The sequence below is a fragment of the Pseudomonas sp. 20-5 genome, from assembly GCF_056782835.1.
Genome location: NZ_CM165584.1, coordinates 3,538,046 through 3,563,300 on the forward strand (window position 1 = coordinate 3,538,046; position 25,255 = coordinate 3,563,300).

Genomic DNA, 25,255 nt, shown 5'->3' on the forward strand with positions numbered 1-25,255 from the left:
GGCGCGAGGCGACGGCAAGACGCCCCCGACAGTTCCAACGGAAAGCATCGCCGGGCATCCCGCGAAGCGGCCTTCATCGCCCTGCAATCAAAGCGTCATCGTTACGATGCCAAGTTACCCAACCGATCCTCTCCCGCGAGCGACCATGCATCACGGTATCTCCCCGCCCCAGGACGCCGACCTGTTCGGCCTGATCTACGGTTTCCGTTTCCGCCCCGGCGAAGCGGGGCGGGAAATCGACTCGGCTACCGCCCTCGCCTGCCTGCGGCAGGCTCGCGAGGAGGCGCCGGACGAGTTCCTCTGGCTGCACCTGAACCTCGCCCATGCCGCCTGCGAGCGCTGGATGAAGAAGCATCTGGAACTGCCGGATTATTTCTTCGAAAGCCTGCGCGAGGGGTCGCGCTCGACGCGCATCGAACACGTCGACTCGGCGCTGCTGGCAGTGGTCAACGACGTGGTCTTCAACTTCGGCCTGGTCTCTTCGGACGTGGCCACCCTGTGGGTCTGCGCCCGTGGCCGGCTGCTGGTCAGTGCACGAGCGCAACCGCTGCGCTCGGTGGACAAGCTGCGCTCTTCGGTGAAGCACGGCGAACCTTTCCGTTCGCCCCTGCAGTTGCTGATCCACCTGTTGCGCGACCAGGGCGACGTGCTGACCCAGATCGTCCGCGAAACCAGCGTCGCAGTGGACCGCATTGAGGACCAGCTACTGGCCCTGCGCCTCTCCGCCAACCGCGCCGACCTCGGCGCCATGCGGCGCGTGCTGGTACGCCTGCAACGCCTGCTGGCGCTGGAGCCCGGTTCGCTGCTGCGCCTGCTCAACCGACCGCCGGAATGGCTACAGGATGCCGACCTGCGTGAGTTGCGCGAAGCCACCGAGGAGTTCTCCCTGGTGATCAGCGACCTGACCGCCCTGGGCGAACGGATCAAGCTGCTGCAGGAAGAGATCGCGGCCAAGCTCAACGAACAGAATAACCGCATCCTCTTCACCCTGACCATGGTCACGGTGCTGGCCCTGCCGATCAACATCGTCGCCGGCTTCTTCGGCATGAACGTCGGCGGGATTCCCTTCGCCGACGATCCTGAAGGCTTCTGGATCATGCTCGTGCTGGTCGCCAGCTTCACCTTCCTCGCCGGCCGCTGGGCCTTCCGCAAGCGCGGCGACTATTGAGCGTGGACAACGCCGGCGGACAGTGGTTAGGTTGACCGACCACCGTCAGCCGGACCTTCCATGAGCCTTTCCCCCGCCGATCTCAAGCAACTCCAGGCCGCCAAGAACCTGCTGGAGAACCCTGGACTCACCGCGCAACTCACCAGCCTGCTGGGCACGCCGATCGAATACGGCCTGAAGAAGCTGCCGCGGAAGGTCAACGAGAAGCTCGGTTCGGTGATCGAGGGAGCGCTGCTGAAAGTCGCCCGCTCGGCCACCGCCACTCTCCAGGAAAACGCCAGCGGTCAACCGGCGAACCGCCTGCATACCCTCGGCGCCGCCGTTTCCGGTGGCGTCGGCGGCTTCTTCGGGCCGCTGGCGATGCTGGTCGAGGTGCCGGTCACCACCGGCATCATCTTCCGTTCCATCGCCGACATCGCGCGCAGCGAGGGCGAGTCGATCAGGGACATGGACACCCTGATGGCCTGTATCGAAGTCTTCGCCCTCGGCGGCAAATCCGCCTCGGACGACGCGTCGGAGTCCGGCTACTACGCGGTGCGTACGGCGCTGGCCCAGCAGGTCAAGGCGGCCGCCGACTTCCTCGGCAAGGACGCCGGCAGCAAGAAGGCCGCGCCGATGCTCCTGGCCCTGGTGCGCAAGGTCGCCGAGCGCCTGGGCGTGCAGTATTCGGAAAAGCTTGCGGCGCAGATCGTGCCCATCGTCGGTGCCCTCGGCGGCGCGGCGATCAACACGGTGTTCATGAACCATTTCCAGGCCATGGCGCGCGGTCACTTCGTCGTCCGCCGCCTGGAACGCCACTACGGCAAGGATGTGGTTCGCGACGCCTACGCCCTGCTGCCCCGGCGCGGCTGAGCATGCCGGCCCACGCGGTCAGCCTGGCGCCGGGCGCGGCGGCAGCGACGCGCCAGCTGTTCAGCGCCGTTTCGCTCGCGGCGGAGCCCGGCTGGAGCCGGGCCCCGCGCCGACTCAGAGCGCCAGGCCGGGGTTGTACAACGGGCGGAAAGCGCAATGGGTGGTGCCGGCGCTCTGGTTGTAGAAATAGTAGCGGCGACAATCGTTGTCGTAGTTGCTGGTGCCGACGTTGATCCGGTACGGACCGAAGCTGGCTCCCTGCAGGGAAACGAAGGCGCCGTTGTAGAGCAGCGAGAAATGCAGGTGCGGTCCGGTGGAGCTGCCACCCTCGCAGAGCGCGGTGTTGATGTTGCTGGCATAGACGCCGAGCTTGGTGTCGGCGCTGACCTGCTGGCCGTTGCTCACCTGGATCTGGTCCATGTGGTAGTAGTTGGTCGCCCAGCCGCTGGGGTGGGTCACCCGTACCTGGCAGCGCGACAGCACCCGTACCGTACCGGCGTGGGCGGCGACCACGCTGTAGGTCGCACTGCCCCAGCGCGGCCAGTCGTAGGACGCATCGAAGGACGAGAACGGATAGCCCGAGCCGGAGTTCGAATGCGCTCCGTTGGGCTGCCAGGAATAGCCCTGGCGCCAGGGCAATTGCATCAGGTTGGATGGCGGCGCCAGCGCGGCCTTCGCCTGGAGTTGCCGGGCCACGCGGTTGCGCGGCTGCAGGAGTTCCGCGGCCGGGGTGCCGAACAGGCGCTGGAAGGTCTGCGCGTAGGCGCCGAGCGGATTGCCGCCTTGCACGGCGGAGGCCTTCGCCCCCTCTCGCAACAGACCGAGCAGCGCGGCCGATGCCGCGTTCAGGCCGTCCTCGCCGACGGCCTTGCGCGCAGCCGCCTGGCGCAACTGGTATTCCTCGAAACCGTAGTAGCGCCGCGACAACTGCTGCAACACGTCGCGTACCTGGGCATCGAAGCCGCGTTTCGCCGACAGCCGCCCCAGCGGCGCCGCCAAGGCGCGCTCGTCCGGCGCACCCAACGGCCCGGACTGCATGGCCATCAGGGTCAACAACACTTTCGGGTTGATGCTGTAGTAGCCGCTCCAGTGCTCCAAGTATTCGCTCTTGTCGCGCAGCGCCGGCGCGTTCAAGGCCAGGTAGGCCTCGAGGTCGAACGCCTCGGCGTCGCGACCGTAAAGGAACAGGTCGTCATTCAGCGGCAGGGCCACGCTGGGCAGTTGCAACTGGCCGAGTAACTCCGCCGAATAGCGGAAGGCCGGCAGGCCATCGTCATGGGCATTGGCCGTACCGCCCACGGCGAGCGCCAGCAAGACGAAGAGGAACGGCGAGCGCGAACTCGCCATCGCGCGGGATCTTTTGTGCTGCATGGGTAGCTCCTGGTCATCGAAGGGAAACCTTGAAAGCCAGCAGCCCGGCGACATCGCCTCCGACGGGATAGCCTGGTCCGCTCCGCCGGTATTTCGCCCAGGCCGGGTTGCACGCCGCAGGACCGTGCAACGCCGTCACCCGGGAAGACAACTATCAGCTTTTGCAGTAGATCCCGTGCCCCGCTCCGTCCGGCCGAAAAGCGTGCGGCAGCGCACTCCAACCGAGCCGAATCGATCACAGAACGCCAGGCGTCGGAAATACTTCGATACAGTCTGCGCGCTCAGCGTTCCTCGTCGGAGGAACCGTCGAGCGGATCACGACGCGCCAGCTCGGCCTCGTCGAGGCCGTGGCCGGCTCCGATCTCGTTGCCATGCACGACCCTCAGGCGCTTGTCCGCGGGCGATTCGCCGCCGCGCTCGGCCGGCGAGCGGGCGCCGCTTTCGTCGATCAGGGTTTCCGGCGCCAGATCGTCCATGCCGACGTTATCCTGGTAACCATCGTCCTCGTCCGGCTGCCCGCCAGCGTGGCCCGCCTCGCGTACCCGCCGCGAGGAAAACTCGGCCTCCACCTCGGCCTCGGGCCGCTCGTCGCCGATCCGCGCCTTACGCGCCTGGCGGCGCTCGTCGAAATCGAGCTCGCGCATCGAACCCATGCGGTCCTGGATATCATCGATTTCCTGGGGTGTTGTTTTCCGTCGTGTAGCCATGACGACCTCCGTTACGAATGGCGGGCACGCGCCGGGAATGGCACGCTGCCCTTGTTCGGTCGACCGGCGAGGCGCGGGAAGATTCAGGAAATCCAACCGACGGCGGCCGCCTCGCAATCGCGGCGGCGGGCAAAAAAAAGCCGGATCGGCCCGGGGCGGGCTGGACGATCCGGCGTAATCGAAGCGCGGGACGTCGCGCACCTTGCCGCCGGCACGGGCGGGAGGTGGCGCACAGCGTTTCGCAGGGAATGACCACGGCATCGGCCGGTGGTCCAGGGGGAGTCAGGTCGGCACGGCTTCCTCGAGATAGTCGATGGCCTGGCGCACGGTCTCGATCCGTTCCGCATCGTCATCGGCGATCTCGACGCCGAACTCCGCTTCCAGGGCCATGACCAGTTCGACTACCTCGAGCGACTCGGCACCGAAGTCGTTACGGAAGTCGCTGTCCAGCCGGATGTCGCATTCCTCCACGCCGAACCGGGCGGCTACCAGTTTCCTCACTCTGGTCTCGATGTCGTCCATGCATTGCGGTCCCACTGCCCGGCCCTGGAAAAAAGTGCGGCTACTAAAGCCTCCGTCCCCGCCAGCGACAACTGCCAGATCTGGCAGTGGCGCTGCGCTGGAGCGCGGCCGCCGCAGCGCGCCGGACAATCCGGTGGACGGAGCGCGACGCGAGGATTCGAAGTCCGTCACAGGGCGCTTCCCGGCGTATGCGCAATCACCCGCGCCTTCCCTCGCGGCAGGCTTTCGGGCAGTTCCGCCAGGGCCCGGCGTGCCTGCTCCGGGTCGAGGTAGTCGCCCCGTTCCACCGCGAACAGCTCCTGGCCATCGCGCAGTTCGCGGCGCAAACGCAACGACAGGCCCGGATGCCGCTCGATCAGCGCGCGCATGAAGGCTTCGCTGCTGCCCTCGACCAATCGCACGGCGTAGCGCTGGGGTGACGGCGGCTGCGGCGCGTGCGTGCCCTGGCGAACCTCCGGTACCTCGCCGCCGCGACCGTCGCCCAGGGACGCCGGGTCCGCCAGGCGCGGCTTCTCCATCAGCACCGGGGCTGGAGCCGGATAGCTGCGCGGCGAGCCAATAGGTGCCGGTGCGACCTGGGCGGCGGGACGCAGGTCGATGGCGCCGGCATCCTCGAACAGCGGGTGCGCCGGTTCGCCGGCGGCACCGCGCAGCAACTGGATGGAACGGTAACGGCCATGGCTGATGCGCTCCAGGCCGGCGGCATCGCGGACGATGCTCGGGCGCAGGAAGACCATCAGGTTGCGCTTCACCCGGGTCTCGCGGGACGAGCGGAACAGCCGGCCGACGCCGGGGATGTCGCCCAGCAGCGGTACCCGCGAATCGCTGCGCAGCAGGTCGTCCTGGATCAGTCCACCGAGGACGATGACCTGGCCGTCGTCAGCCAGTACGGTGCTCTTGATCGAGCGCTTGTTGGTCACCAGGTCCACCGCCTTCGCCGCCAGGGTGGCGGTTGGCGCGATGGAGGATATTTCCTGCTCGATCTCCAGGCGCAGCATGCGGTCCTCGCCGATGTGCGGCGTGACCTTGAGGGTCACCCCGATATCCTTGCGCTCGACAGTGGTGAACGGATTGCTCGAACCGCTGGCGCTGGTGGTGTAGCTGCCGGTCTGGAACGGCACGTTCTGGCCGACCAGGATTTCCGCCTTCTGGTTGTCCAGGGTCAGCAGGCTCGGCGTCGACAGCAGGTTGCTGCGGCTATTGCGGCTCAGCGCGGTGACCAGTGCGCCGAAATCGCGACTGCCGAGGCCGACTATCGCACCGTCGGGCAGCTCTGCCGGCGGCTTGCCGGCCTGCAACGCGCCCAGCAGGGTGCCGATGGACAACCCGCTGTCGGCGAAGCCAGCGCCGCCGGCGACATGCCCGCTACGCAGCGCCCATTGCACCCCGAGGGCGTCGCCGATCTCGCCGGACAGCTCGACGATCGCCGCCTCCACCAGCAGTTGCGCGCGCGGCACGTCGAGCTGGCGGACGATGTCCTCGAGCAGGCCGACATCCTCCGGGTCGGCGAGGATCACCAGGGCATTCAGCGATTCGTCGGCGCGCACCAGCAGGCCGCGCTTGCCGCTTCCCCGGCCATCCTGGCCCCGCTCGCCGTGCAGCGATTCGCCGATCTCCCCGAGGGTGGCGGCAAGGGTCTTGGCGTCGCCATGGCGCAGGCGGATCACCCGGCTGTTCGCCGACCGCGACGAGGGGACGTCGAGCGACTGCGCCAGCCGCAGCAAGCGCGCTCGCGCCTGCGGCGGACCGAGCAGGACCAGGCGGTTGCTGCGGCTGTCGGCAAGGACCTGGACGGTGGCGGCGCTCTTCCCGGCGGCCGGGGTGACGCTGCGATCGAGCACCTCGGCGATTTCCGCGACCCAGGCATGGCGCATGTCGTAGATGCTGTAGTCATGTTCGCCGGCCCGGTCGAGGCTGCGCACGATCGCCTCGATGCGCTCGATGTTGGAGCGGCGGTCGCTGACGATCAGCGCGTTGGCCGACGGTACGGCGGCCAGATGGCCATGGGCCGGGACCAGCGGCCGGATCATCGGGATCAGTTCCGCCACCGAGGTCTGCTGCGCCTGGACCACCCGCGTCTCCAGGCTGCCCGGCCCATCGCGGACGGTCTTCTGCGCGGCGTCCTGGCGTGCCTCCATGTTCGGCACGATACGCGCCTGGTCGCCCTGCGGCAGCACCGCGTAGCCATGGGTGGCGAGCACCGAAAGGAACAGCTGGTAGACCTCCGCCAGGCTGAGCCGCGCCTGGGATACCACCGTGACCCGCCCCTTCACCCGCGGATCGACGACGAAGGTCTGGCCGCTGATGCTCGATACCTGCTCGATGAAGTCGCCGATCTCGGCATCCTTCATGTTGATCGTCCACTGCTCTTCCTCTTGCGCGGCGGCAGTCTCGGCAGGTGCCGGATGGACCGGCGGCGCCAGGCCGAGGACGGCCAGCGACAGGACCAGGAACAGCGGAGACAGGCGCTGGGCGGAACGGGTACTACAACGTGGCATGGGTGGTTTCTGCCCCTTCGGCTTTGGGGAAATACAGACGTTCTTCATAACCCTGGTCGCGCAGCACCACATGGTCGCGATGAACCGCCAGCAGCACGGTGCCGGGGCGCACTTCGGCGCCCGGCAGGAAGCGCTGCGAGCGCCCGGCCACCGCGATCAGCGCCGCCGAGCGGTCCTCGCGACGCGCCAGGAAGCAGGCCAGCAGGCGCAATTGCAGACGCTCGCCCGCCGTCGCGCCGCGCGGCGACGGAGCGCCACCGAACAAGCCGGCTAACGCCGCGCGCGGGGCCGCTGAAGGGTTGGCTGGCGGCGCCGGGGCCGCTGCGGCGGGCAATTCCGCCAGCTCGCGGCGCAGCGAGCGCGTCTGGCTGGCCAGGCTGGCGCTGAGCAACGCCAGCAGCAGCACGCAAAGCACAGCGGGCGCATGCCCGGCCAGGCTGCGCAGGGAAACGAAAGACGATGGAAGGTGACGCGACATGCAGCAGGCGGATTCCGGCAAACGGGCGCGCTGCATCGACGCGGCTCGCCCAGGGGCGGCGAGCATAAGGGATGGGGCTGCGGCCTACGGCCGCGAAAGGGCAAAACTGTTAAGGCTGCCCGCTTTGATCCTTCGTGGCGGGAACTGGCCCACAAAACGCCAGGCGCGGGAAAGGCCTCAGCGCTTGCCCATCGAACGACGGGTACCGCGCGGCGCCATGCCGGGACGCTGGCCCTTGTCGTGGATCTTCCGCTGCGGATAGAGCTGGGCCTGGTTCTTCTTCGCCAGGGCGGCCTTCAGCAACACGCTGGCGTCGCTCGGCGCGGCCTGGGCCGGAGCGTCGTCGGAGGAAAGGGTCTGGGGAAGAGCGTCGGGAGCGGAAGCCATGGCGTATCCGGATCGGGGGAAATCGTGGGGACGCGATTATACATGGCTGTCCGGCTGTCCGGCAGCACCTGCCGGCGTATCGCCACGGGTCAACGCAGTTGCCACCAGCCCGGCAGCAACCGGCGCACCTTGGCCTGGGCGAAACGGTCGTCGATCAGGTGCACCACGCCGCGATCGGTGCGGCTGCGGATCACCCTCCCGGCGGCCTGGACCACCTTCTGCAGTCCCGGATACAGGTAGGTGTAGTCGTAGCCGTCACCGAACAGGCGCTGCATGCGCAGGCGGATCTGCTCGTTCACCGGATTCACCTGGGGCAACCCGAGGGTGGCGATGAAGGCGCCGATCAGGCGCTCGCCAGGCAGGTCGATGCCTTCGCCGAAGGCACCGCCGAGCACGGCGAAGCCGATGCCCTCGCCGCCCGCGACGAAGCGCTCGAGGAAGACCCGGCGCTCCGCCTCGTCCATCCGTGGCGTCTGGCTCCAGCATGGCACCCACGGGTATGCCTGGCGGAAGACGTCCAGCGCCTGCTGCAAGTAATCGAAGCTGCTGAAGAAGGCCAGGTAGTTGCCCGGCCGCTGGCGAAACTGCTCGCCGAGAATCGCTGCGATGGGCGCCAGGGATGCCTGGCGCTGCGCATAGCGCGTGGAAACCCGACGCTGTATGTGCACCTCCAGTTGCTCGGCGCTGAATGGCGAGTCCACTTCCAGCCAGGGCGTGCCCGCCGGCAGGCCGAGCAGGTCGGCGTAATAGTCGCGCGGCCCGAGGGTAGCGGAGAACAGCACAGTGGAGCGGCTGGCGGCGAAGCGCTCGGCGAGAAACGCCGCCGGCACCACGTTGCGCAGGCACAGCCGGGCCAGGCTGCGGCCGTTGCGGCCTGGGCGCTTCTCGATGTCGAACAGCGAATGCTCGCCGAACAGTTCGGCGAGACGGCCGAACTGCAGGATCGCGAAGTAGAACTCCTGCAACGCCGGCTCCAGCGCCTGCGGTTGCTCGGCGAGCAGGTCGTTGATCGCCGCCACCGCGTTCTGCAAGGCCAGGAGCAGCTTCTGCGGAGGCTCGTCGTAGGCCTGGTAGTCGTCCGCCTGGGTCTTGCCCAGTTCGTTCCAGGCACGCTGGATGCGCTCCAGCGGTTTCCTCAGGGCCTCCGGGGCGGTTTTGCGCACACCGAGGAAATCGCCCTGGTCGAGTTCGGCGGAATACATCCGCCGGCCGCGCTCCACCAGGTTGTGCGCCTCGTCCACCAGTACCGCCACCCGCCACTGGTTGACCTGGGCCAGGCCATGGAGCATGGCGCCGAGATCGAAGTAGTAGTTGTAGTCGCCCACCGCCAGGTCGCACCAGCGCGCCAGTTCCTGGCCCAGGTAGTAGGGACAGACCCGGTGCGCCAGCGCCACCTCGCGCAACCGCGCCTGGTCCAGCCAGCGCGCCTCCACGGCGGCGGCGCGGGCCGCCGGCAGGCGTTCGTAGAAGCCCTGGGCCAGGGGACAGGACTCGCCGTGGCAGGCCTTGTCCGGGTGCTCGCAGGCCTTGTCCCGCGCCACCAGTTCCAGCACCCGCACCGGCAGTCCGCCGGTCTCCCCTTCCAGGCTACGCAGGGCATGCAGCGCGAGGGCCCGGCCCGGGGTCTTGGCGGCCAGGAAGAACAGCCGGTCCAGGCGCTGCCCGGGCATCGCCTTGAGTTGCGGGAACAGCGTGCCGATGGTCTTGCCGATCCCGGTCGGCGCCTGGGCCATCAGGCAACAACCGGCGGAGGCGGCCTTGTACACCGCCTCCGCCAGTTGCCGCTGGCCGTGGCGGAATTCGGCGTGGGGAAAGCGTAACGCGGCCAGTTCGCGGTCGCGCCGCTGGCGGTGCGCCAGTTCCTGCTCGGCCCAGGCGAGAAACGCCTGGCACTGGCTCTCGAAGAACAGCCGCAGCTCGTCGGCCCGCACCCGCTCGACGAAGCGGGTCTCCTTCTGGCTGCCGACCTCCAGGTAGACCAGCGCCAGTTCGACTTCCTCCAGCTTCCGTTCGGCGCAGAGCAGCCAGCCGTAGACCCTGGCCTGGGCCCAGTGCAGGTGCCGGTGGTTGGCCGGTTGCAGGGCGAGGTCGCCGCGGTGGGTCTTGATTTCCTCCAGGCAGTTCGCCTGCGGATCGTACCCATCCGCCCGGCCGCGCACCTGCAAGTGACGGTAGCGTCCGTCCAGCGCCACTTCGCGCTGGTAGTGAGCGGGGCGCCGGGAGGTCACCAGGGTATGTCCGGCGATGCCTTCCAGGGCGCTGGGCGACGGGGTGAAGCGCAGGTCGAGGTCGCCGCGCTTGGCGCTGAACTCGCAAAGCGCGCGCACCGCCACCTGGTACAGCGCCTCGCCGCCCTGCTCAGTCATCGACATGCCAGCGCACGTAGCAGACCGCCACCGGCATCTCCCGCTCGCGGCAGAATTGCAGCCAGCGCAACTGGTTGTCCTGCAGGCGGTCGCCCGGTCCCTTGACCTCGACCATCCGGTAGCGCCGCTGCGCCGGCCAGAACTGGATCAGGTCCGGCAGGCCGGCGCGGTTGCCCGGGATATCCTCCAGCAGGCGTTCGAACCAGGCGCGCAGGTGGGCCGCCGGCAGGCAATCGAGCGCCTGTTCGAGCAGTTCCTCGCCAAGCAGTTCCCAGTAGACGAAGGGCGACTGCATGCCGAACTTGTCGCGGTAGCGACAGCGGATCGCGTCGCGGTAGCTGCCGTCCTCCAGCCGTCCCAGGCAGGCCTCGAACAGGGCGGCGCGGCGCTGGCGGAAGTCGGCGCTGTGCAGGTCCGCCGGCGCGCTGTGGAAGGGATGGAAGAACGCCCCGGGAATGGCGGCGAAGATCGCCTCCCAGCAGAGCAGCCCGAACAGCGAATTGATCAGGCCGTTCTCGACGTAGTGCACCGCGCAACCGGGCTCTTCCAGGTGCTCGCGAACCGCCCACTCGACGCTACAGGGTTCGCTCGGGAACGCCAGGCACAGGTCCAGGCGGTCGATTTCCGGAGCCGCCGCCCGCGCCTGTCGCGGCAGGCCGAGCTTGCCTTGCAGGCGCGGCAGCAATCGGGCCAGGCCCTGGCGTTCGGCGTCGCTTTCCGGCGCACAGCTGGCCTCCCGCGCCAATGCATGGGCTTCGGCGAAGCGCTCGCCACGTTCCAGGCTGCGAATCGCCCGCAGGCGCGCGCCGGGGTGGCTGGATTGGCGATAGAGCCGCTGGGCCAGGTCGAAATCCCGCTGCTTTTCGCAGTGCTGGGCGAACTGGAACAGCAGCTTGACCCGCCGCCCTTCCAGCCAGGGATTGGCGTAGGGTTCGCCCGGCAGGCCGGCGAGCAGTTCCTCCAGCGGCTCGCCGAGGTCGAAGCGCTGGCGGCAGTCGAACAGGTGGAGATAGGCGTCGACGTCGGCACGCAGGCGAAAGCCGCGGGAGTCGGCGGAAAACTCGACGCTTTCGTAACGATAGATACCCAGGTCGGCAAGGACGAACTCCGACCAGTCCTGCCACAGGTTGCCGAAATACATCAACCGCAAGCGGTCGCAGAGCCCCATGCAGCGCAACTCGTAGACCGGTTCGGCGAAGTCGGCCTGCCACTCGCCGAGCCGCCGCGCCTCGGGGAACAACGGCTGGAGCCGCTCCAGCAACGCATCCTTGCGCAGGTTCGCGCGCCCGAGATGGTCCCTGAACAGCTGCGACAATTCGTCCTTCTTCAGCAAGCCGAACAGTTGCGCCAGTTCCAGGGTCGGCTGCGCGTCCACCCAGCCCAATGCCAACAGCGGTTGTACGGCGGCGCGCGTGTCGCCGATCTCGGCATAGGCCAGCTTGCCTTCGCGGAACAGCGTGCCCTTGCGCATCACCATGCGCACCAGCAGGGCCTGGCTGGCCTCGGGCAGCTCGGCGAACGCGGCGATGAAGGCACGTTCCTGATCGTCGAGCAGATCGGCATAGCGTTCGCCGATCCAGGCGAGCACCGCGCGGAAGTTGTGCAGGTAGTAGAAGGGTTCGGGAAGCGCTGGGGAATTCACGGGAAGCGGAGCCTGGTACTGTTCATGCATACAGATACCAGCGCCCCCACGGCTTGGCAATGCGCATCCGATCAAGCGTCGCCGGCCTGACGACGACTATCCAGGCACAAGGCGTTCGTTATATAAAAATATTAACAACGAAACCTGCCCCGTATCGGTCCCGATGAAGAAGATCCGCCAACGCAACCTGCAACTGATCCTCGACGCCGCCTGCGAAGTCTTCGCCGACTGCGGCTTCAGCGCCGCCCGGCTCAGCGACGTCGCCGAGCGCGCCGGCGTGGCGAAGGCCAACGTGCTCTATTACTACCGCTCCAAGGCGCAACTCTACGAGGCGGTGCTGGACAGCATCGTCGAGCCCCTGCTGGAAGCCTCCCGGCCATTCGCCGGCGGCCAGCCGCCCGCCGAGGCGCTACGCGCCTACGTCGACAACAAGATGCGCATCGGCGCCGAGCGGCCGCACGCGGCCAGGGTCTTCTCCTGCGAGATCATGCGCGGCGCGCCGCGCATGCCGGCGCCGCTGCTGGAACGCCTCGACGCCCAGGCGGAACGCAACGCCGAGCGCATCCGCCAGTGGATCGACGAAGGCCTGCTGGCGCCGCTGGATCCGTACCACCTGCTGCTCAACCTGTGGGCGATGACCGAGTCCTATGCCCTTGGCGGCTGGCAACTGGCGCGCCTCACCGGCCAGGCCGGGCTGGACGCAAGCGACTACCGGCAGGCGGCGGAAAACATCGTCCGCCTGGTCTGCGCCGGCTGCCTGGCACTCCCCGGCGAGGCCGCGCCGCGTCGGCGTTTCCGCGCGCTGGCCGGCTGAGCGACTTGCGCCGGATCAATTTCCGCGTAGCGCTATATTCCAAAAGCCATAGCGAACCCCTAAGCTTGCGCCAGCCCCGTCCGCCAACTTCGTTCGCCCCCCCCCACAGGAGCACTCCATGACCACCCGCCTGCCCCAGCTATTGCTCGCCCTCCTCGCCAGCGCCGTATCCCTGGCCGCCAGCGCCGACGAGGTGCAGGTCGCCGTCGCGGCCAACTTCACCGCGCCGATCCAGGCCATCGCCAAGGAATTCGAGAAAGACACCGGGCACAGGCTGGTTGCCGCCTACGGCGCCACCGGCCAGTTCTATACGCAGATCAAGAACGGCGCTCCGTTCCAGGTTTTCCTCTCCGCCGACGACAGCACTCCGGCGAAACTGGAGCAGGAAGGCGAGATCGTGCCCGGCTCGCGCTTCACCTATGCCATCGGCACCCTGGCACTCTGGTCGCCCAAGGCCGGCTACGTCGACGCCAAGGGTGAGGTGCTGAAGAGTGGCAGCTTCAGGCACCTGTCCATCGCCAACCCGAAGACCGCGCCCTACGGCCTCGCCGCCACCCAGGCGATGGACAAGCTCGGCCTCGCCGCCACGCTCGGGCCGAAGCTGGTGGAAGGCCAGAACATCAGCCAGGCCTACCAGTTCGTTTCCAGCGGCAACGCCGAACTGGGCTTCGTCGCCCTGTCGCAGATCTACAAGGATGGTAAAGTCGCAACCGGCTCGGCCTGGATCGTTCCCGCCGAGCTGCACGACCCGATCCGCCAGGACGCGGTCATCCTCAACAAGGGCAAGGACAACGCCGCCGCCAAGGCCCTGGTCGACTACCTGAAGGGCGCCAAGGCCGCCGCGCTGATCAAGTCCTACGGCTACGAACTCTAAGGCGGGACCTGCATGGCGTTGCCACTCGACAGTACGGACCTGGCGGCCATCTGGCTGACCATCGAGCTGGCTTCGCTCACCACCCTCCTCCTGCTGCTGATCGGCACGCCCATCGCCTGGTGGCTGGCGCGCACCCGCTCCTGGCTGAAGGGGCCGATCGGCGCGGTGGTGGCCCTGCCGCTGGTGCTGCCGCCGACGGTGATCGGCTTCTACCTGCTGGTCAGCATGGGTCCCAACGGTTTCATCGGCCAGCTCACCCAGAGCCTCGGTCTCGGCACCCTGCCCTTCACCTTCGCCGGTCTGGTGGTCGGCTCGGTGTTCTACTCGCTGCCCTTCGTCGTGCAACCGTTGCAGAACGCCTTCGAGGCGATCGGCGAGAAACCGCTGGAGGCTGCCGCGACCCTGCGCGCGAGCCCCGTCGACCGTTTCTTCAGCGTGGTCCTGCCGCTGGCCCGGCCGGGTTTCGTCACCGCCGCGATCCTCGGCTTCGCCCATACCGTCGGCGAGTTCGGCGTGGTGCTGATGATCGGCGGCAACATCCCGGAGAAAACCCGCGTGGTCTCGGTGCAGATATTCGATCACGTCGAAGCCATGGAATACGCCCAGGCCCACTGGCTGGCCGGCGGCATGGTGGCGTTCTCCTTCGTCGTCCTCCTCGCCCTCTATTCGGGCCGGCGCCGCCGGCCGGGCTGGGCCTGAGATGGACGGCCTGCGCCTGCGCTTCCGCCGCGCCTACCCCGGCTTCGAACTGGACATCGACCTGGCTCTTCCCGGTCGTGGCGTGACCGCTCTGTTCGGCCATTCAGGCTCCGGCAAGAGCACTTGCCTGCGCTGTATCGCCGGCCTGGAAAAGGCCGCCGAGGGCGAGGTGACGATCAATGGCGAGACCTGGCAGGACAGCCGCCGCAACCTCTTCGTCGCGCCCCACCGGCGTGCCCTCGGCTACGTGTTCCAGGATGCCAACCTGTTCCGCCACCTGACGGTGCGGCGCAACCTGGCCTTCGGTCTCAAGCGCATCGCCGCCGCCGAACGCCGCGTCGAGCTGGAACAGGCCTGCGCCCTGCTGGGCATCGAGCACCTGCTGGAACGCATGCCGGAACGCCTCTCCGGCGGCGAGCAGCAACGCGTCGGCATCGCCCGGGCCCTCCTCACCAGCCCGCGCCTGCTGCTGATGGACGAGCCTCTGGCATCCCTCGACATGAAGCGCAAGGGCGAGATCCTGCCCTATCTCGAGCGCCTGCACGAGGAACTGGACATCCCGGTGCTCTATGTCAGCCACTCGCCAGACGAAGTGGCGCGCCTGGCCGATCACCTGGTGCTGCTGGAGAACGGCAAGGTCCGCGCCAGCGGGCCGATCGGCGAAACCCTGGCGCGAGTCGACCTGCCGCTGGCGCTGGACGACGACGCCGGGGTGGTGATCGAGGGCACGGTCAGCGACCACGACCCGGCCTACGGCCTGCTGACCCTGGTCCTGCCCGGCAGCGCGCTGCAAATGCGCGTCGCCCACGCCCCGCTGGCCCCCGGCAAGCGCCTGCGCTTCAAGGTACAGGCGCGCGACGTCAGCCTGAACCTGCGCGACGACGCCCAGAGCAGCATCCTCAACCGCCTGCCGGTACGGGTCCTGGAATTGGTCGATACCGACACCGCGGCCCACGTCCTGGTGCGCCTGGATGCCGGCGGCAATCCGCTGCTGGCGCGGATCACCCGTTACTCGCGGGACCAGTTGCAACTACGACCCGGCCAGCTGTTGTGGGCGCAGATCAAGTCGGTGGCGGTGCTCGCCTGACCCCGGCCTCGCCTGCGGCGCCTAGACCCTGGGCCAACGGTAGCGGATCAGCCGCCCCATCCGCCGCAGGAAGGCGAAGCCGTTGTAGATCGGCAGCATCAGCCGCGACGACTGCGGCAGCTTGGCGACGTCCTGCGGGTCATAGTCGGTGACCTCCTCGATGAAACGCAGGGCCGGATGCCACCGCTCGAGTTCGCGCGGGTCGTCGATGCTCCAATGCACCTGCGCCCCGGTCTCGCGCAGCGGCGGATACAGGCGCAGCAGCATGATGCCGAGGCGGCCGTAGCCGTCGAACAGCAGCTCGCCGCTACCCAGGTGGTCGACCAGGCGTTCCACCAGGCGTCGCACCTGGGACTCCCGCAGATAGGGCATCAGCCCCTCGGCCAGGACCAGGGCGGGCCGCTCGCGCGGCACCCCTTGCAGCCAGCCGTCGTCGTCCACCGAGTGGCGCAGCGCCCGATAGGCGCCGGCGCGCGGCGGGTAGAGTCGCTCGCGCAGGTCCATGACTTCCGGATAGTCGAGGTCGAACCAGGGCAGCTCGGCCGGCGGGTCGACCCGGTAGATACGGCTGTCCAGGCCGCAACCGAGGTTGAGCACCTGCCCCTCGGGATGGCGGCCGAGGAACTCGCGGCAGGCCTGGTCGAAGTAATGCGAGCGCATGGCCAGGGCCCGTTCGTTGCCCTTGCCGAGGGCGACCCTGGAGAAGTCGAAGTCGATCTGCCGCACCGCCTCCTCGGCGAAACGGTCATGGAGGATGGAATCGTCCAGGCGGCTATCCAGCGCCTTGGCGTAGAGGGTGATCAGGAGCGTCTGCTTTTCTCCGGTGAGGGTAATGCGGTGGCCGGGCATGAAAACCTCCTGCGGGCACGCGTGCCTCTTCAGTCCTTGCCGAAAACATCGCTATGCTTCGGCAATGATTGCCCTGGAGTCACGAATGAAAGCCAACTCCGATGAACTGCAAAGCTTCGTCAGTGTAGTCGACAGCGGTTCCATCAGCGCCGCCGCGGAACAGATGGGACTGACCGCCTCGGCCGTCAGCCGGACCCTCTCGCGCCTCGAGCACAAGCTCGGCACCACCCTGCTCAACCGCACCACCCGGCGCATGGAGCTGACCGAGGAAGGCCGCTACTTCCTCGACCAGGCACGGCAGATCCTGCAGCAGATGGAGGCGCTCGAGGAACGCCTGGCCCTGCGCCGGCAGAGCCCCGCCGGGCGCCTGCGGATCAACGCCGCCTCGCCCTTCATGCTGCACGCGGTGGTGCCGCACATCGGCGAGTTCCGCCGGCTGTACCCGGACATCCAGCTCGAACTCAACACCAACGACCTGATCATCGACCTGTTGGAGCAACGCACCGACGTGGCGATCCGCATCGGTGCGCTCAGCGACTCCACCCTGCACGCGCGGCCGCTGGGCGCCAGCCGCCTGCACATCCTCGCCAGCCCGGAGTACCTGGCCCGCCACGGCACGCCGGCGAGCATCGAGGGGCTGCGAGGGCACACCCTGCTCGGCTTCACCCAGCCCGAGCATCTCAACCGCTGGCCGGTGGTGCACGCCGACGGCGATCGCCTGGAGATCCAGCCGGATATCTCTGCCTCCAGCGGCGAGACGCTCCGCCAACTGGCCCTGAGCCACCAGGGCATCGCCTGCCTGGCCAGCTTCATGACCGACCGCGATATCCAGGATGGGCGCCTGGTGCCGCTGTTCGCCGAACAGATGAGCGAATACCGGCAACCGATCCACGCCGTCTACTATCGCAACTCGCAACTGGCGCTGCGCATCCAGTGCTTCCTCGACTTCATCCAGCAGCGCCTGGGCGCCTGAGACCGACCGTGAACGAATCCCTCGATTTCTCGCCCTACCTCGAGCGCTGGGCGTTGCAACCCGACGGCGAGCCCTTCGCCACCCACAGCAGCCGCCTGCTGCCGGTGCGCCATCGCGGCGCAGCGGCGATGCTGAAGATATCCAGTGCCGAAGAAGAGCGTTTCGGCCACGTACTGCTCAACTGGTGGGACGGCCAGGGCGCGGCCAGGGTGCTGGCCTACGACCACCAGGCGCTGCTGATGGAGCGTGCCACCGGCGGGCGCTCGCTGCTGGAAATGGTCAGGCGCGGCGACGACGACGAGGCTACGCGTATCCTCTGCCAGGCCATCGAACGCATCCATGCCCCGCGCCCGGGTCCGTTGCCGGAGCTGACCCCGCTGGAGCGCTGGTTCGACTCGCTGTATGCCGCCGAGCGCCGCTACGGCGGGCTCTACGTCGACTGCGCGAATGCCGCCCGCTACCTGCTGGAGACCGCTCGCGAACAGCGCCCGCTGCATGGCGACATCCACCACGGCAATGTGCTCGACTTCGGCGAGCGCGGCTGGCAAGTCATCGACCCCAAGCGGCTCTACGGCGAGCGCGGCTACGACTACGCCAACCTGTTCACCAATCCCGACGCGAAGACCGCCCAGGCGCCCGGCCGTTTCGAGCGCCAGCTGGAGATCGTAATCGCCGCCAGCGGCCTGCAGCGCCGCCGCCTGCTGCAATGGATCCTGGCTTGGACCGGACTCTCGGCGGCCTGGTTCGACGAGGACGGCAGTCGCGAGGAGACCGAAGCCGAGCTGGCCATCGCCCGCCTGGCCCTGGCAAACCTCGCTCGAACGCCTGCGCAATGAACTGTGCGGCGGCTCCCGCGCTCCAACGCGAGGCACTGTTCCGCCGCCGCGATCCGGTGTCAAATACACACCCCGCCAAGATGGCGGTGCCCACCACCCAGTAAGGAAACCCAAGATGGCCGGAGCCAGCCTCCTCACCCTCCTCGACGATATTGCCGCGGTGCTCGACGACGTCTCGCTGATGACCAAGGTCGCCGCGAAGAAGACCGCCGGTGTCCTCGGCGACGACCTGGCCCTCAACGCCCAGCAGGTCACCGGGGTCAACGCCGACCGCGAACTGCCGGTGGTCTGGGCGGTAGCCAAGGGCTCGCTGCGGAACAAGGCGATCCTCGTCCCCGCCGCGCTGTTGATCAGCGCCTTCGCGCCCTGGGCGGTGATCCCGCTGCTGATGCTCGGTGGCGCCTACCTGTGCTTCGAAGGCTTCGAGAAGATCGCCCACAAATACCTGCCCCATGACGACGAGCACGCCGACGAGGCAGCGCTGGCGGCCAATGTCGACGTGGCCGCCCTGGAAAAGCAGAAGATCGGCGGCGCGATCCGTACCGACTTCATCCTCTCCGCGGAAATCATCGCCATCACCCTGGGTACCGTCGCCGAGTCCAGCTTCACCACCCAGGTACTGGTGCTGGTCGGCATCGCCCTGGTGATGACCATCGGCGTCTACGGCCTGGTCGCCGGCATCGTCAAGCTGGACGACGCCGGCCTCTACCTGTCCAGGCGCGACAGCGGCTTCGCCCAAGGCCTCGGCGGCGCCATCCTGCGCACCGCGCCGTACCTGATGAAAGGCCTGTCGGTGGTCGGCATGGCGGCGATGTTCATGGTCGGCGGCGGCATCCTCACCCACGGTATCCCGGTGGTCCACCACGCCATCGAACAGGCCGCGCAGAGCGTCGCCGGCATCGCCACGCTGGGCCCGCTGCTGGCGGCGATCACCCCGACCCTGCTGAACTTCCTGTTCGGCATCGTCGCCGGCGCGGTGGTCCTGGCGGGGGTGCTGCTGGTCAAGCGCCTGCTGCCGAAGAAGAAAAAGACTGGCTGAGCCTGCCATCGCCGGCAGCGCCATCGCGGAGGGCGGATAGCCGCCCTGGCGCACATCCCACGAAGCGGTTGTGCGCCCTGCCCCGGAAGTCCTCCTCCGTTTCAATTCAATAATTTTGCACTGTAATAGCAACATTATTCGTTGGAGACGAATAAAGCTCCCCTCCTAGAATGGCCACCAGTGCCATGAGCCGTCTGTTCCGAGCCTTCCAGACGAAGATCCGACCTCCGCACTCCATCGACCCGGCAACGGGATACCCAGAAAAATACCGATAACCCAACGAGGACCCGAGGGTCGCGCCTGCTCGCCAGCCGGCCGGACCCCGGGGCCCGGCGTGCCAGCGACCATGAACGATACGGATAGCAGAAAAGATCCGGACGGCTACAACTACGACGTCGTCCGCCAGTTCACCCTGATGACCCTGGTCTGGGGCATCCTCGGCATGGGCCTCGGGGTGTTCATCGCCGCCCAACTGGTCTGGCCGGCGCTCAACCTCGACCTGCCCTGGACCAGCTTCGGCCGCATCCGCCCGATCCACACCAGCCTGGTGATCTTCGCCTTCGGCGGCAGCGCGTTGTTCGCCACCTCCTTCTACGTGGTGCAGCGCACCAGCGGCGTGCGGCTGATCTCCGATGCCCTGGCGCGCTTCGTGTTCTGCGGCTGGCAGGCGGCGATCGTGGGGATGATCGTCAGCTACCCGCTGGGCTATACCACCTCCAAGGAATACGCCGAGATGGAATGGCCGCTGGCGCTGTGGATGGCGATCGTCTGGGTGGTCTATGCCTACCTGTTCTTCGGCACCATCGCCCGTCGCAAGGTGAAGCACATCTACGTCGGCAACTGGTTCTACGGCGCCTTCATCATCGTCACCGCGATGGTCCATATGGTGAACCACGCATTGCTGCCGGTGAGCCTGGGCAAGTCCTACTCGGCCTATTCCGGCGCCACCGACGCGATGATCCAGTGGTGGTACGGGCACAGCGTGGTCGGCTTCATCCTCTCGGTCGGCTTCCTCGGCATGATGTACTACTTCGTGCCCAAGCAGGCCGGGCGACCGATCTACTCCTATCGCCTGTCCATCGTGCATTTCTGGGCGATCATCTCGATCTACATCTGGGCCGGCCCGCACCACCTGCACTACACCGCGCTACCGGACTGGGCGCAGTCGCTCGGCATGGTGATGTCGCTGATCCTCCTGGCACCGAGCTGGGGCGGCATGATCAACGGCATGATGACCCTCTCCGGGGCCTGGCATAAGTTGCGCGACGACCCGATCCTGCGCTTCCTGGTGGTGTCCCTGGCGTTCTACGGCATGTCCACCTTCGAAGGCCCGATGATGGCGATCAAGACGGTCAACTCGCTGTCCCACTACACCGACTGGACCATCGGCCATGTCCACGCCGGCGCCCTCGGCTGGGTGGCGATGATCTCCATCGGCACGCTCTACCACATGATCCCGAAACTCTGGGGCCGCGAGCGGATGCACAGCGTCGGCCTGATCAACGCGCACTTCTGGCTGGCCACCATCGGCACCGTGCTGTACATCGCCTCGATGTGGGTCAACGGCATCACCCAGGGCCTGATGTGGCGGGCGGTCAACGAGGACGGCACGCTCACCTACTCGTTCGTCGAGGCGCTGGTGGCCAGCCATCCGGGCTACGTGGTGCGCCTGCTCGGCGGCGCCACCTTCGCCAGCGGCATGCTGCTGATGGCCTACAACACCTGGCGGACCCTGCGCAGCGCGCAGGACCAGCGGCAGCCGGTCCTGGCGGCCGGCCAGGGGGCCTGAACATGCTGTTGTCCCTGCTGTGCCTCTCCACCCTGGCGCTCGGCCTCGCCCTCAGCCTCGCCGGCAGTACCCGCGAGGAACGCGAACAGGCCGCCCTGCTGCCGTTCGCCGACGATCCCGAGGCCGCCCGCCGGGTCGCCCGGGATACCGGCAAGATCTGCCGGCAGGTGGTCCGCCCCCTCGAGGAATCCCGCGAGGCCGCCGGCCCGCCGTTCCTCGCCTGAACCGACTCCATCATCCAGGGATGGATGCCTCCAGCACGAAAGTGCCTTGCGGGGCCGGCAACGGCCCCTTTCTTTCGCTTCGAAGAGTTCCATGAACGACTCCCCCAGCACCGCCGTACGCACCTGGCTGAAAGGCTTCCGCCCCCTGACCCTGAACGCTCGACCGCGCGACTGCCTGCGCGCCGGACTCGGTGCCTGCATCGGCGCGCTCGCCGCGGTATTCGCCTGCCAGGCGTTGTTCGGCAGCGAACTGGCGCTGCGCCTGGCAGCGCCGCTCGGCGCATCCGCCGTACTACTGTTCGCCCTCGCCTCCAGCCCCCTGGCGCAACCCTGGTCGATGCTCGGCGGCAACCTGGTCGCCGCCCTGGCCGGCGGCCTCAGCGCCTACTGGTTCGGGCACGAACTGGCCCCGGCCCTGGTCGGCATGGCCCTCGGCATGCTGCTGATGTTCGCCCTGCGCTGCCTGCATCCGCCGAGCTGCGCGCTGGCCCTGAGCGTGGCCCTCAACCCGTCCCTGAGCGAACTCGGCATCGACGTGGTCTGGCCGATCCTGCTCTCCACCCTGGTGCTGATCGGCTGCGCGCTGCTCTACAACAACCTGATGCGCTCTCCCTACCCGCGCCCCTACCAGCCGCCGCGGGCCAATCTCCATGGCACCCGCGACCTGGCGCCGAGCGCGCGAACGGACTTCTCCGCCCGGGACCTGGACCAGGCGCTGCAGGACTTCGGCGAATACGTCGACATCACCCGCGACGACCTCGAGCGACTGATCCACCACACCGAGCGCTACGCCTTGCGCCGGCGCATGGGCGAGCTGACCGCGGCACGGATCATGTCCCGCGACGTGCAGACCGCCAGCACCGAGACCTTCATCGACGACGCCTGGAAGCAGTTGCAGGACCACCGCCTGAAGGCCCTGCCGGTGCTCGACGAGCATCGGCGGCTGGCCGGCATCGTCACCCAGAGCGACCTGCTCAAGCACTTCCGCCCCGACGGCAGCCCGTTCAAGCGCCTGCGCTTCCTGCGCGGGACCAAGCTGAAGACGATCATGACCACCCCGGTGGTCTGCGTACAGGCCGACACCCACGCCGTCGAGCTGGTCTCGCTGCTATCCGACGAAGGCCTGCACTGCCTGCCGGTGCTCAACGAAGCCGGCTACCTGGTCGGCATCGTCAGCCAGACCGACCTGATCGCCGCGCTCTACCGCAACTGGCTGCAGCACCTGGGCCAGGCCGATCAGATCACGTAGTCCCAGCGCTGCGACCAGTCGCTGTCCTCGCGGACCACTTCGCGCAGCAACTGGAACGCATGGCGCAGGGTCGGCGACAGGCGCTCGCGGGAGTACACCAGGTAGGTCGGGTAGGCGAACTCCGGCGCCTGCTCGACCCGTTGCAGGGTGCCGCCATCCAGGTAGCTGCTCACCACCCGGGTACGGAAATAACCGCTGCCGCCGTTCTGCATGATGTACTGCAGGGCCAGCGGACCGAGGTTGCAGGCTAGCGCGGCCTTGGCCCGGTCCGGCAGCGCGGCATCGTGCTGGCTGCGGAAATCCGGGCCCCAGTCGACATACAGATAAGGCTCCGCGGATAGCACGGAACGCACCATCACCAGCTTTTCCTCCAGCAACTGCTCGACCTGCAGCCCCGGCCAGTATTCCGGCTGGTAGACCAGCGCGGCGTCCAGCGCGCCCTGCTCCAGTTGCTTGAGCAGGTCGGCACCCTGGCCGATCTCGACCCGCACGGCGTGGCCGGGAATCGCCTCGCGCAGGCGCCGCATCCAGTTCAGCAGCAGCGGATTGCACAGGCTGACCTCGCCGCCGAGGTTGAGCAGGTTGCGGAAGCCGTCCGGCAGCGGCAGGTCGCGTCGCGCCGCATCCCAGGTCTGCACCAGTTGGCTGGCGTAGCCGAGGAAGTGCTCGCCGTCGGCGGTCAGGCGCGCGCCCGCGCGGTTGCGCACGAACAGCCGGCAGCCGAGTTGCCCTTCGAGGTTCTGGATGCGCGCGGTGACGGCGGTCTGGGTCAGGTGCAGGCGTTCCGCGGCAGCGACGAAGCTACCGCTGCGGGCGATCTCCAGGAAGGTACGGGCGAGGTCGATATCCATGCGAAGCGGTCCGCGGCCACAGGTGGGCCGCCATTCTAGGCTGTGCAGGCGCGGGCGGCGAGCGCAAGGCGGCCTGGCCGCCCTCCTGGAGTTCTGCGACAAAACACCGCGCCTAGCCGCTTCGGCACGCTAAAACCCTTCGAAAAAGCGACAACCTGTTGCACAAACGCGCCACGCCGTGACTTTTTCGCTTTCGAAAGCATCAGTTAGCGTGACCGAACACGGTGGAGCCGGGAAGCGCCACCCATGTTCCACACAGACATGAACGAGAGAGACCGACTCCCATGAACGCTACGCTCCGTTTCAACGAGGCTTTGCTGATCACCGGGCGCGCCTTCCAGCCATACCAGTGCGTTGCCTGGTCCGAGCTAGGCAGTGACGGCGGCCTGAGCCTGTCCGTAGTCGATCGCACCGGCACCCGCCTGCTGGGCCGTGCGCGCATTCCGAGCTCCGCCTACTCCGATCCGGAGCAGCTTGCCGGCCTGCTGCAACAGGCACGCGAAGAACTCAGCCACAACGGCTACAACCTGCAGGACTGGAGTATGCCCAGCCAAGGCTGAGCCGCTCCATACGACGAAAGGCGCCCACGGGCGCCTTTTTTCGTTTCCTCTATTCGAGGCGGTCGTGCTGCCGGAACGCCACGCGCACCGCGTTGCGCCCTGCATCCTTGGCCTCGTAGAGCGCGCGATCGGCCTCGCGATAGAGCGCGTCCAGGCCCATGCCTGAGGTCGAATAGGCCACCCCCAGGCTGATGGTCAGGCAGGGGCCGGCGCTGGAGCCCAGGTGCTCGATGCCCAGCGCCTCCACCGCCTGCCGCAGGCGCTCGGCGATGGCCAGGGTGTTGCCCTCCTCGCTGTCGTAGAGCAACACGGCGAACTCCTCCCCGCCCAGGCGCGCGGCGATATCCAACGGCCGCCGCGCGCCCTGCCGGAGCACGACGCCAAGCTGGCGCAGGGCGGCATCGCCGGCCGGATGCCCGTAGTGGTCGTTGTAGGCCTTGAAGTCGTCGACATCCACCAGGATCAGCGCCACTCCCTTTTCTTCGCGGGCGCCCTGCTCCAGGGCCCGCTGGGCGAGCAGCTCGTAGTAGCGTCGGTTGACCAGGCCGGTGAGGCTGTCCTGTTCGGCCATCATGCCCAGCAGCCGCCGGCCGAGGAACTGCTCGCGCTGGGCGTAGTCCTGCAGGTACAGGGCGAACGAACAGATCAGCACCACCAGGCCGTTGTAGAGCGTATTCAGCAGGTTGGTACGCAGGTTCTCTTCACCGCCGAAGAGCAGGAATACCGCCAGGTTCAGGGCCAGGCACAGCAACGCCAGGCGCACGCAGGCCCAGAACGCCAGGCCGAGCGGGAAGAACACCGCGAGGATGCCCAGGGTCGCACCCAACTGGGTGAAGCGCGGCACCCCATGCCACTCGAACAGCACGTCGCAGGCCAGCACCGCCAGGTTGATCAGCAGCAGGCAGTAGGGCGCGATGGCATCGCCGACCTTGCGCAGGCTGGGCAGGAAGGCCGCCGGCCAGACCACCAGCAGCAGGCCGATCATTCCCAGGCGCACGCCCAGCAGTTGCTCGAACAGGCTGGGGTGCAGGCGGATGTCCACCATCAACCAGTCGGCCACGATGAACAGCGTCCAGATCAGGAACGCCACCCCGATGGCAGCACGCCGCTGCATCAGCGAGTTCCAACTGAGAAACTCGCGAAACTCGTTTTCCAGCTCCTTTTCGAACCGCAACCAACGAAAACCGTTGCGCAACTGGCGCGCATACGGATTATCCGGCAGACCAGCCTGTACCAGGCTGTCGCGTGCAAGCATGCTGACTCCCCTACCTCGGACCGAACGCTGGAACAGGCCTGGACGACAATACCCTGGCGCCTCTGCAGCGATGAGTCAAAAAGCCATCACCCGTTACCAGACAATAGGGCATGCGGCGTGCCGAGGCGATACCAACCATCGGCGCAGCGGGACGCCCCGGGCGAG

24 protein-coding genes are annotated in these 25,255 nt (G+C 67.7%); 13 read left to right on the forward strand and 11 right to left on the reverse strand.

Features of this window, described 5'->3' with window-relative positions; genetic code table 11:
- The first annotated feature begins 145 nt into the window (after positions 1–145).
- Both AC1RB9_RS16155 and AC1RB9_RS16160 read left to right on the forward strand, forming a co-directional pair.
- Positions 146–1,168 (forward strand): transporter, encoded by a 1,023-nt coding sequence (locus AC1RB9_RS16155; protein WP_003106674.1) that lies wholly within the window; start codon positions 146–148, stop codon positions 1,166–1,168.
- Positions 1,169–1,228: 60 nt separating this feature from the next.
- Entirely contained in the window at positions 1,229–2,020 is a 792-nt protein-coding gene (locus tag AC1RB9_RS16160; RefSeq protein WP_003106675.1) for an EcsC family protein, read from the forward strand.
- 114 nt (positions 2,021–2,134) lie between these two features.
- Here the strand turns inward: AC1RB9_RS16160 and lasA are convergent, their stop codons facing one another.
- The 8 genes from lasA to fan1 form a co-directional block, all read right to left on the reverse strand.
- Positions 2,135–3,391, reverse strand: coding sequence for an elastinolytic metalloprotease LasA (lasA, locus tag AC1RB9_RS16165; RefSeq protein WP_023090616.1), 1,257 nt, complete (start codon positions 3,389–3,391; stop codon positions 2,135–2,137).
- Positions 3,392–3,672: 281 nt separating this feature from the next.
- On the reverse strand, positions 3,673–4,098 hold the full coding sequence (locus AC1RB9_RS16170; protein ID WP_003120217.1) for a hypothetical protein: 426 nt from the start codon (positions 4,096–4,098) through the stop codon (positions 3,673–3,675).
- A gap of 282 nt (positions 4,099–4,380) precedes the next feature.
- Positions 4,381–4,620 carry an acyl carrier protein gene (gene acpP, locus AC1RB9_RS16175; protein ID WP_003106681.1) on the reverse strand — a complete coding sequence of 80 codons (240 nt, stop codon included), beginning with the start codon at positions 4,618–4,620 and terminating at the stop codon, positions 4,381–4,383.
- A 167-nt stretch (positions 4,621–4,787) separates the two neighbouring features.
- Positions 4,788–7,118 carry a type II secretion system secretin GspD gene (gene gspD, locus AC1RB9_RS16180; protein WP_003450146.1) on the reverse strand — a complete coding sequence of 777 codons (2,331 nt, stop codon included), beginning with the start codon at positions 7,116–7,118 and terminating at the stop codon, positions 4,788–4,790.
- Positions 7,105–7,632: a type VI pilus biosynthesis protein gene (locus AC1RB9_RS16185; RefSeq protein ID WP_003113617.1), complete on the reverse strand. Its 528-nt coding sequence runs from the start codon at positions 7,630–7,632 to the stop codon at positions 7,105–7,107. Before AC1RB9_RS16185 ends, gspD begins: the two co-directional genes overlap by 14 nt.
- 141 nt (positions 7,633–7,773) lie before the next feature.
- On the reverse strand, positions 7,774–7,983 hold the full coding sequence (locus AC1RB9_RS16190; protein WP_003450145.1) for a hypothetical protein: 210 nt from the start codon (positions 7,981–7,983) through the stop codon (positions 7,774–7,776).
- A gap of 89 nt (positions 7,984–8,072) precedes the next feature.
- The gene (locus AC1RB9_RS16195; RefSeq protein WP_003450142.1) at positions 8,073–10,349 is read right to left on the reverse strand and encodes an ATP-dependent DNA helicase; all 2,277 of its coding nucleotides are present in this window, start codon (positions 10,347–10,349) and stop codon (positions 8,073–8,075) included.
- Positions 10,342–12,021 (reverse strand): nuclease Fan1, encoded by a 1,680-nt coding sequence (gene fan1, locus AC1RB9_RS16200; RefSeq protein WP_003450139.1) that lies wholly within the window; start codon positions 12,019–12,021, stop codon positions 10,342–10,344. Before fan1 ends, AC1RB9_RS16195 begins: the two co-directional genes overlap by 8 nt.
- Positions 12,022–12,154: 133 nt before the next feature.
- Between fan1 and AC1RB9_RS16205 the strand changes: the two genes are divergently transcribed.
- The 4 genes from AC1RB9_RS16205 to modC all read left to right on the forward strand — a co-directional run bounded on the left by AC1RB9_RS16205 (position 12,155) and on the right by modC (position 15,465).
- Positions 12,155–12,805: a TetR/AcrR family transcriptional regulator gene (locus AC1RB9_RS16205; protein ID WP_003450136.1), complete on the forward strand. Its 651-nt coding sequence runs from the start codon at positions 12,155–12,157 to the stop codon at positions 12,803–12,805.
- Positions 12,806–12,923: 118 nt separating this feature from the next.
- On the forward strand, positions 12,924–13,679 hold the full coding sequence (gene modA, locus AC1RB9_RS16210; RefSeq protein ID WP_003117674.1) for a molybdate ABC transporter substrate-binding protein: 756 nt from the start codon (positions 12,924–12,926) through the stop codon (positions 13,677–13,679).
- A 12-nt stretch (positions 13,680–13,691) separates the two neighbouring features.
- A complete protein-coding gene (gene modB / locus AC1RB9_RS16215; protein WP_003088068.1) occupies positions 13,692–14,378 on the forward strand; it encodes a molybdate ABC transporter permease subunit in 687 nt (228 codons plus the stop codon).
- A gap of 1 nt (position 14,379) precedes the next feature.
- Positions 14,380–15,465, forward strand: coding sequence for a molybdenum ABC transporter ATP-binding protein (gene modC, locus AC1RB9_RS16220; RefSeq protein WP_003450133.1), 1,086 nt, complete (start codon positions 14,380–14,382; stop codon positions 15,463–15,465).
- 21 nt (positions 15,466–15,486) lie between these two features.
- On the opposite strand, the gene AC1RB9_RS16225 is transcribed toward modC, so the two are convergent.
- Entirely contained in the window at positions 15,487–16,314 is an 828-nt protein-coding gene (locus AC1RB9_RS16225) for a class I SAM-dependent methyltransferase (RefSeq protein WP_003113611.1), read from the reverse strand.
- 85 nt (positions 16,315–16,399) lie between these two features.
- On the opposite strand from AC1RB9_RS16225, the gene AC1RB9_RS16230 reads away from it, so the two are divergent.
- The 6 genes from AC1RB9_RS16230 to AC1RB9_RS16255 all read left to right on the forward strand — a co-directional run bounded on the left by AC1RB9_RS16230 (position 16,400) and on the right by AC1RB9_RS16255 (position 22,424).
- Positions 16,400–17,287 (forward strand): LysR family transcriptional regulator, encoded by an 888-nt coding sequence (locus AC1RB9_RS16230; protein WP_003098210.1) that lies wholly within the window; start codon positions 16,400–16,402, stop codon positions 17,285–17,287.
- An 8-nt stretch (positions 17,288–17,295) separates the two neighbouring features.
- On the forward strand, positions 17,296–18,123 hold the full coding sequence (locus tag AC1RB9_RS16235) for an aminoglycoside phosphotransferase family protein (RefSeq protein ID WP_003098209.1): 828 nt from the start codon (positions 17,296–17,298) through the stop codon (positions 18,121–18,123).
- A 115-nt stretch (positions 18,124–18,238) separates the two neighbouring features.
- Complete coding sequence (locus AC1RB9_RS16240; protein ID WP_003098208.1) at positions 18,239–19,162, forward strand: DUF808 domain-containing protein; 924 nt, start codon at positions 18,239–18,241, stop codon at positions 19,160–19,162.
- 346 nt (positions 19,163–19,508) lie between these two features.
- Positions 19,509–20,951, forward strand: a complete 1,443-nt coding sequence (gene ccoN, locus AC1RB9_RS16245; protein WP_481864873.1) for a cytochrome-c oxidase, cbb3-type subunit I — start codon at positions 19,509–19,511, stop codon at positions 20,949–20,951.
- 2 nt (positions 20,952–20,953) lie between these two features.
- Positions 20,954–21,175, forward strand: coding sequence for a hypothetical protein (locus AC1RB9_RS16250; protein WP_003098206.1), 222 nt, complete (start codon positions 20,954–20,956; stop codon positions 21,173–21,175).
- A 91-nt stretch (positions 21,176–21,266) separates the two neighbouring features.
- Positions 21,267–22,424 carry a CBS domain-containing protein gene (locus AC1RB9_RS16255; protein ID WP_003139903.1) on the forward strand — a complete coding sequence of 386 codons (1,158 nt, stop codon included), beginning with the start codon at positions 21,267–21,269 and terminating at the stop codon, positions 22,422–22,424.
- On the opposite strand, the gene AC1RB9_RS16260 is transcribed toward AC1RB9_RS16255, so the two are convergent.
- On the reverse strand, positions 22,412–23,275 hold the full coding sequence (locus AC1RB9_RS16260; protein WP_003098205.1) for a LysR family transcriptional regulator: 864 nt from the start codon (positions 23,273–23,275) through the stop codon (positions 22,412–22,414). The two genes, AC1RB9_RS16255 and AC1RB9_RS16260, sit on opposite strands and share 13 nt — an antisense overlap.
- Before the next feature lie 284 nt (positions 23,276–23,559).
- Here AC1RB9_RS16260 and AC1RB9_RS16265 point away from each other — a divergent pair, with 284 nt between their 5' ends.
- Positions 23,560–23,835, forward strand: a complete 276-nt coding sequence (locus tag AC1RB9_RS16265; RefSeq protein WP_003098204.1) for a hypothetical protein — start codon at positions 23,560–23,562, stop codon at positions 23,833–23,835.
- A gap of 49 nt (positions 23,836–23,884) precedes the next feature.
- On the opposite strand, the gene AC1RB9_RS16270 is transcribed toward AC1RB9_RS16265, so the two are convergent.
- Positions 23,885–25,090 (reverse strand): GGDEF domain-containing protein, encoded by a 1,206-nt coding sequence (locus AC1RB9_RS16270; protein WP_003450128.1) that lies wholly within the window; start codon positions 25,088–25,090, stop codon positions 23,885–23,887.
- Between the last annotated feature and the right edge of the window lie 165 nt (positions 25,091–25,255).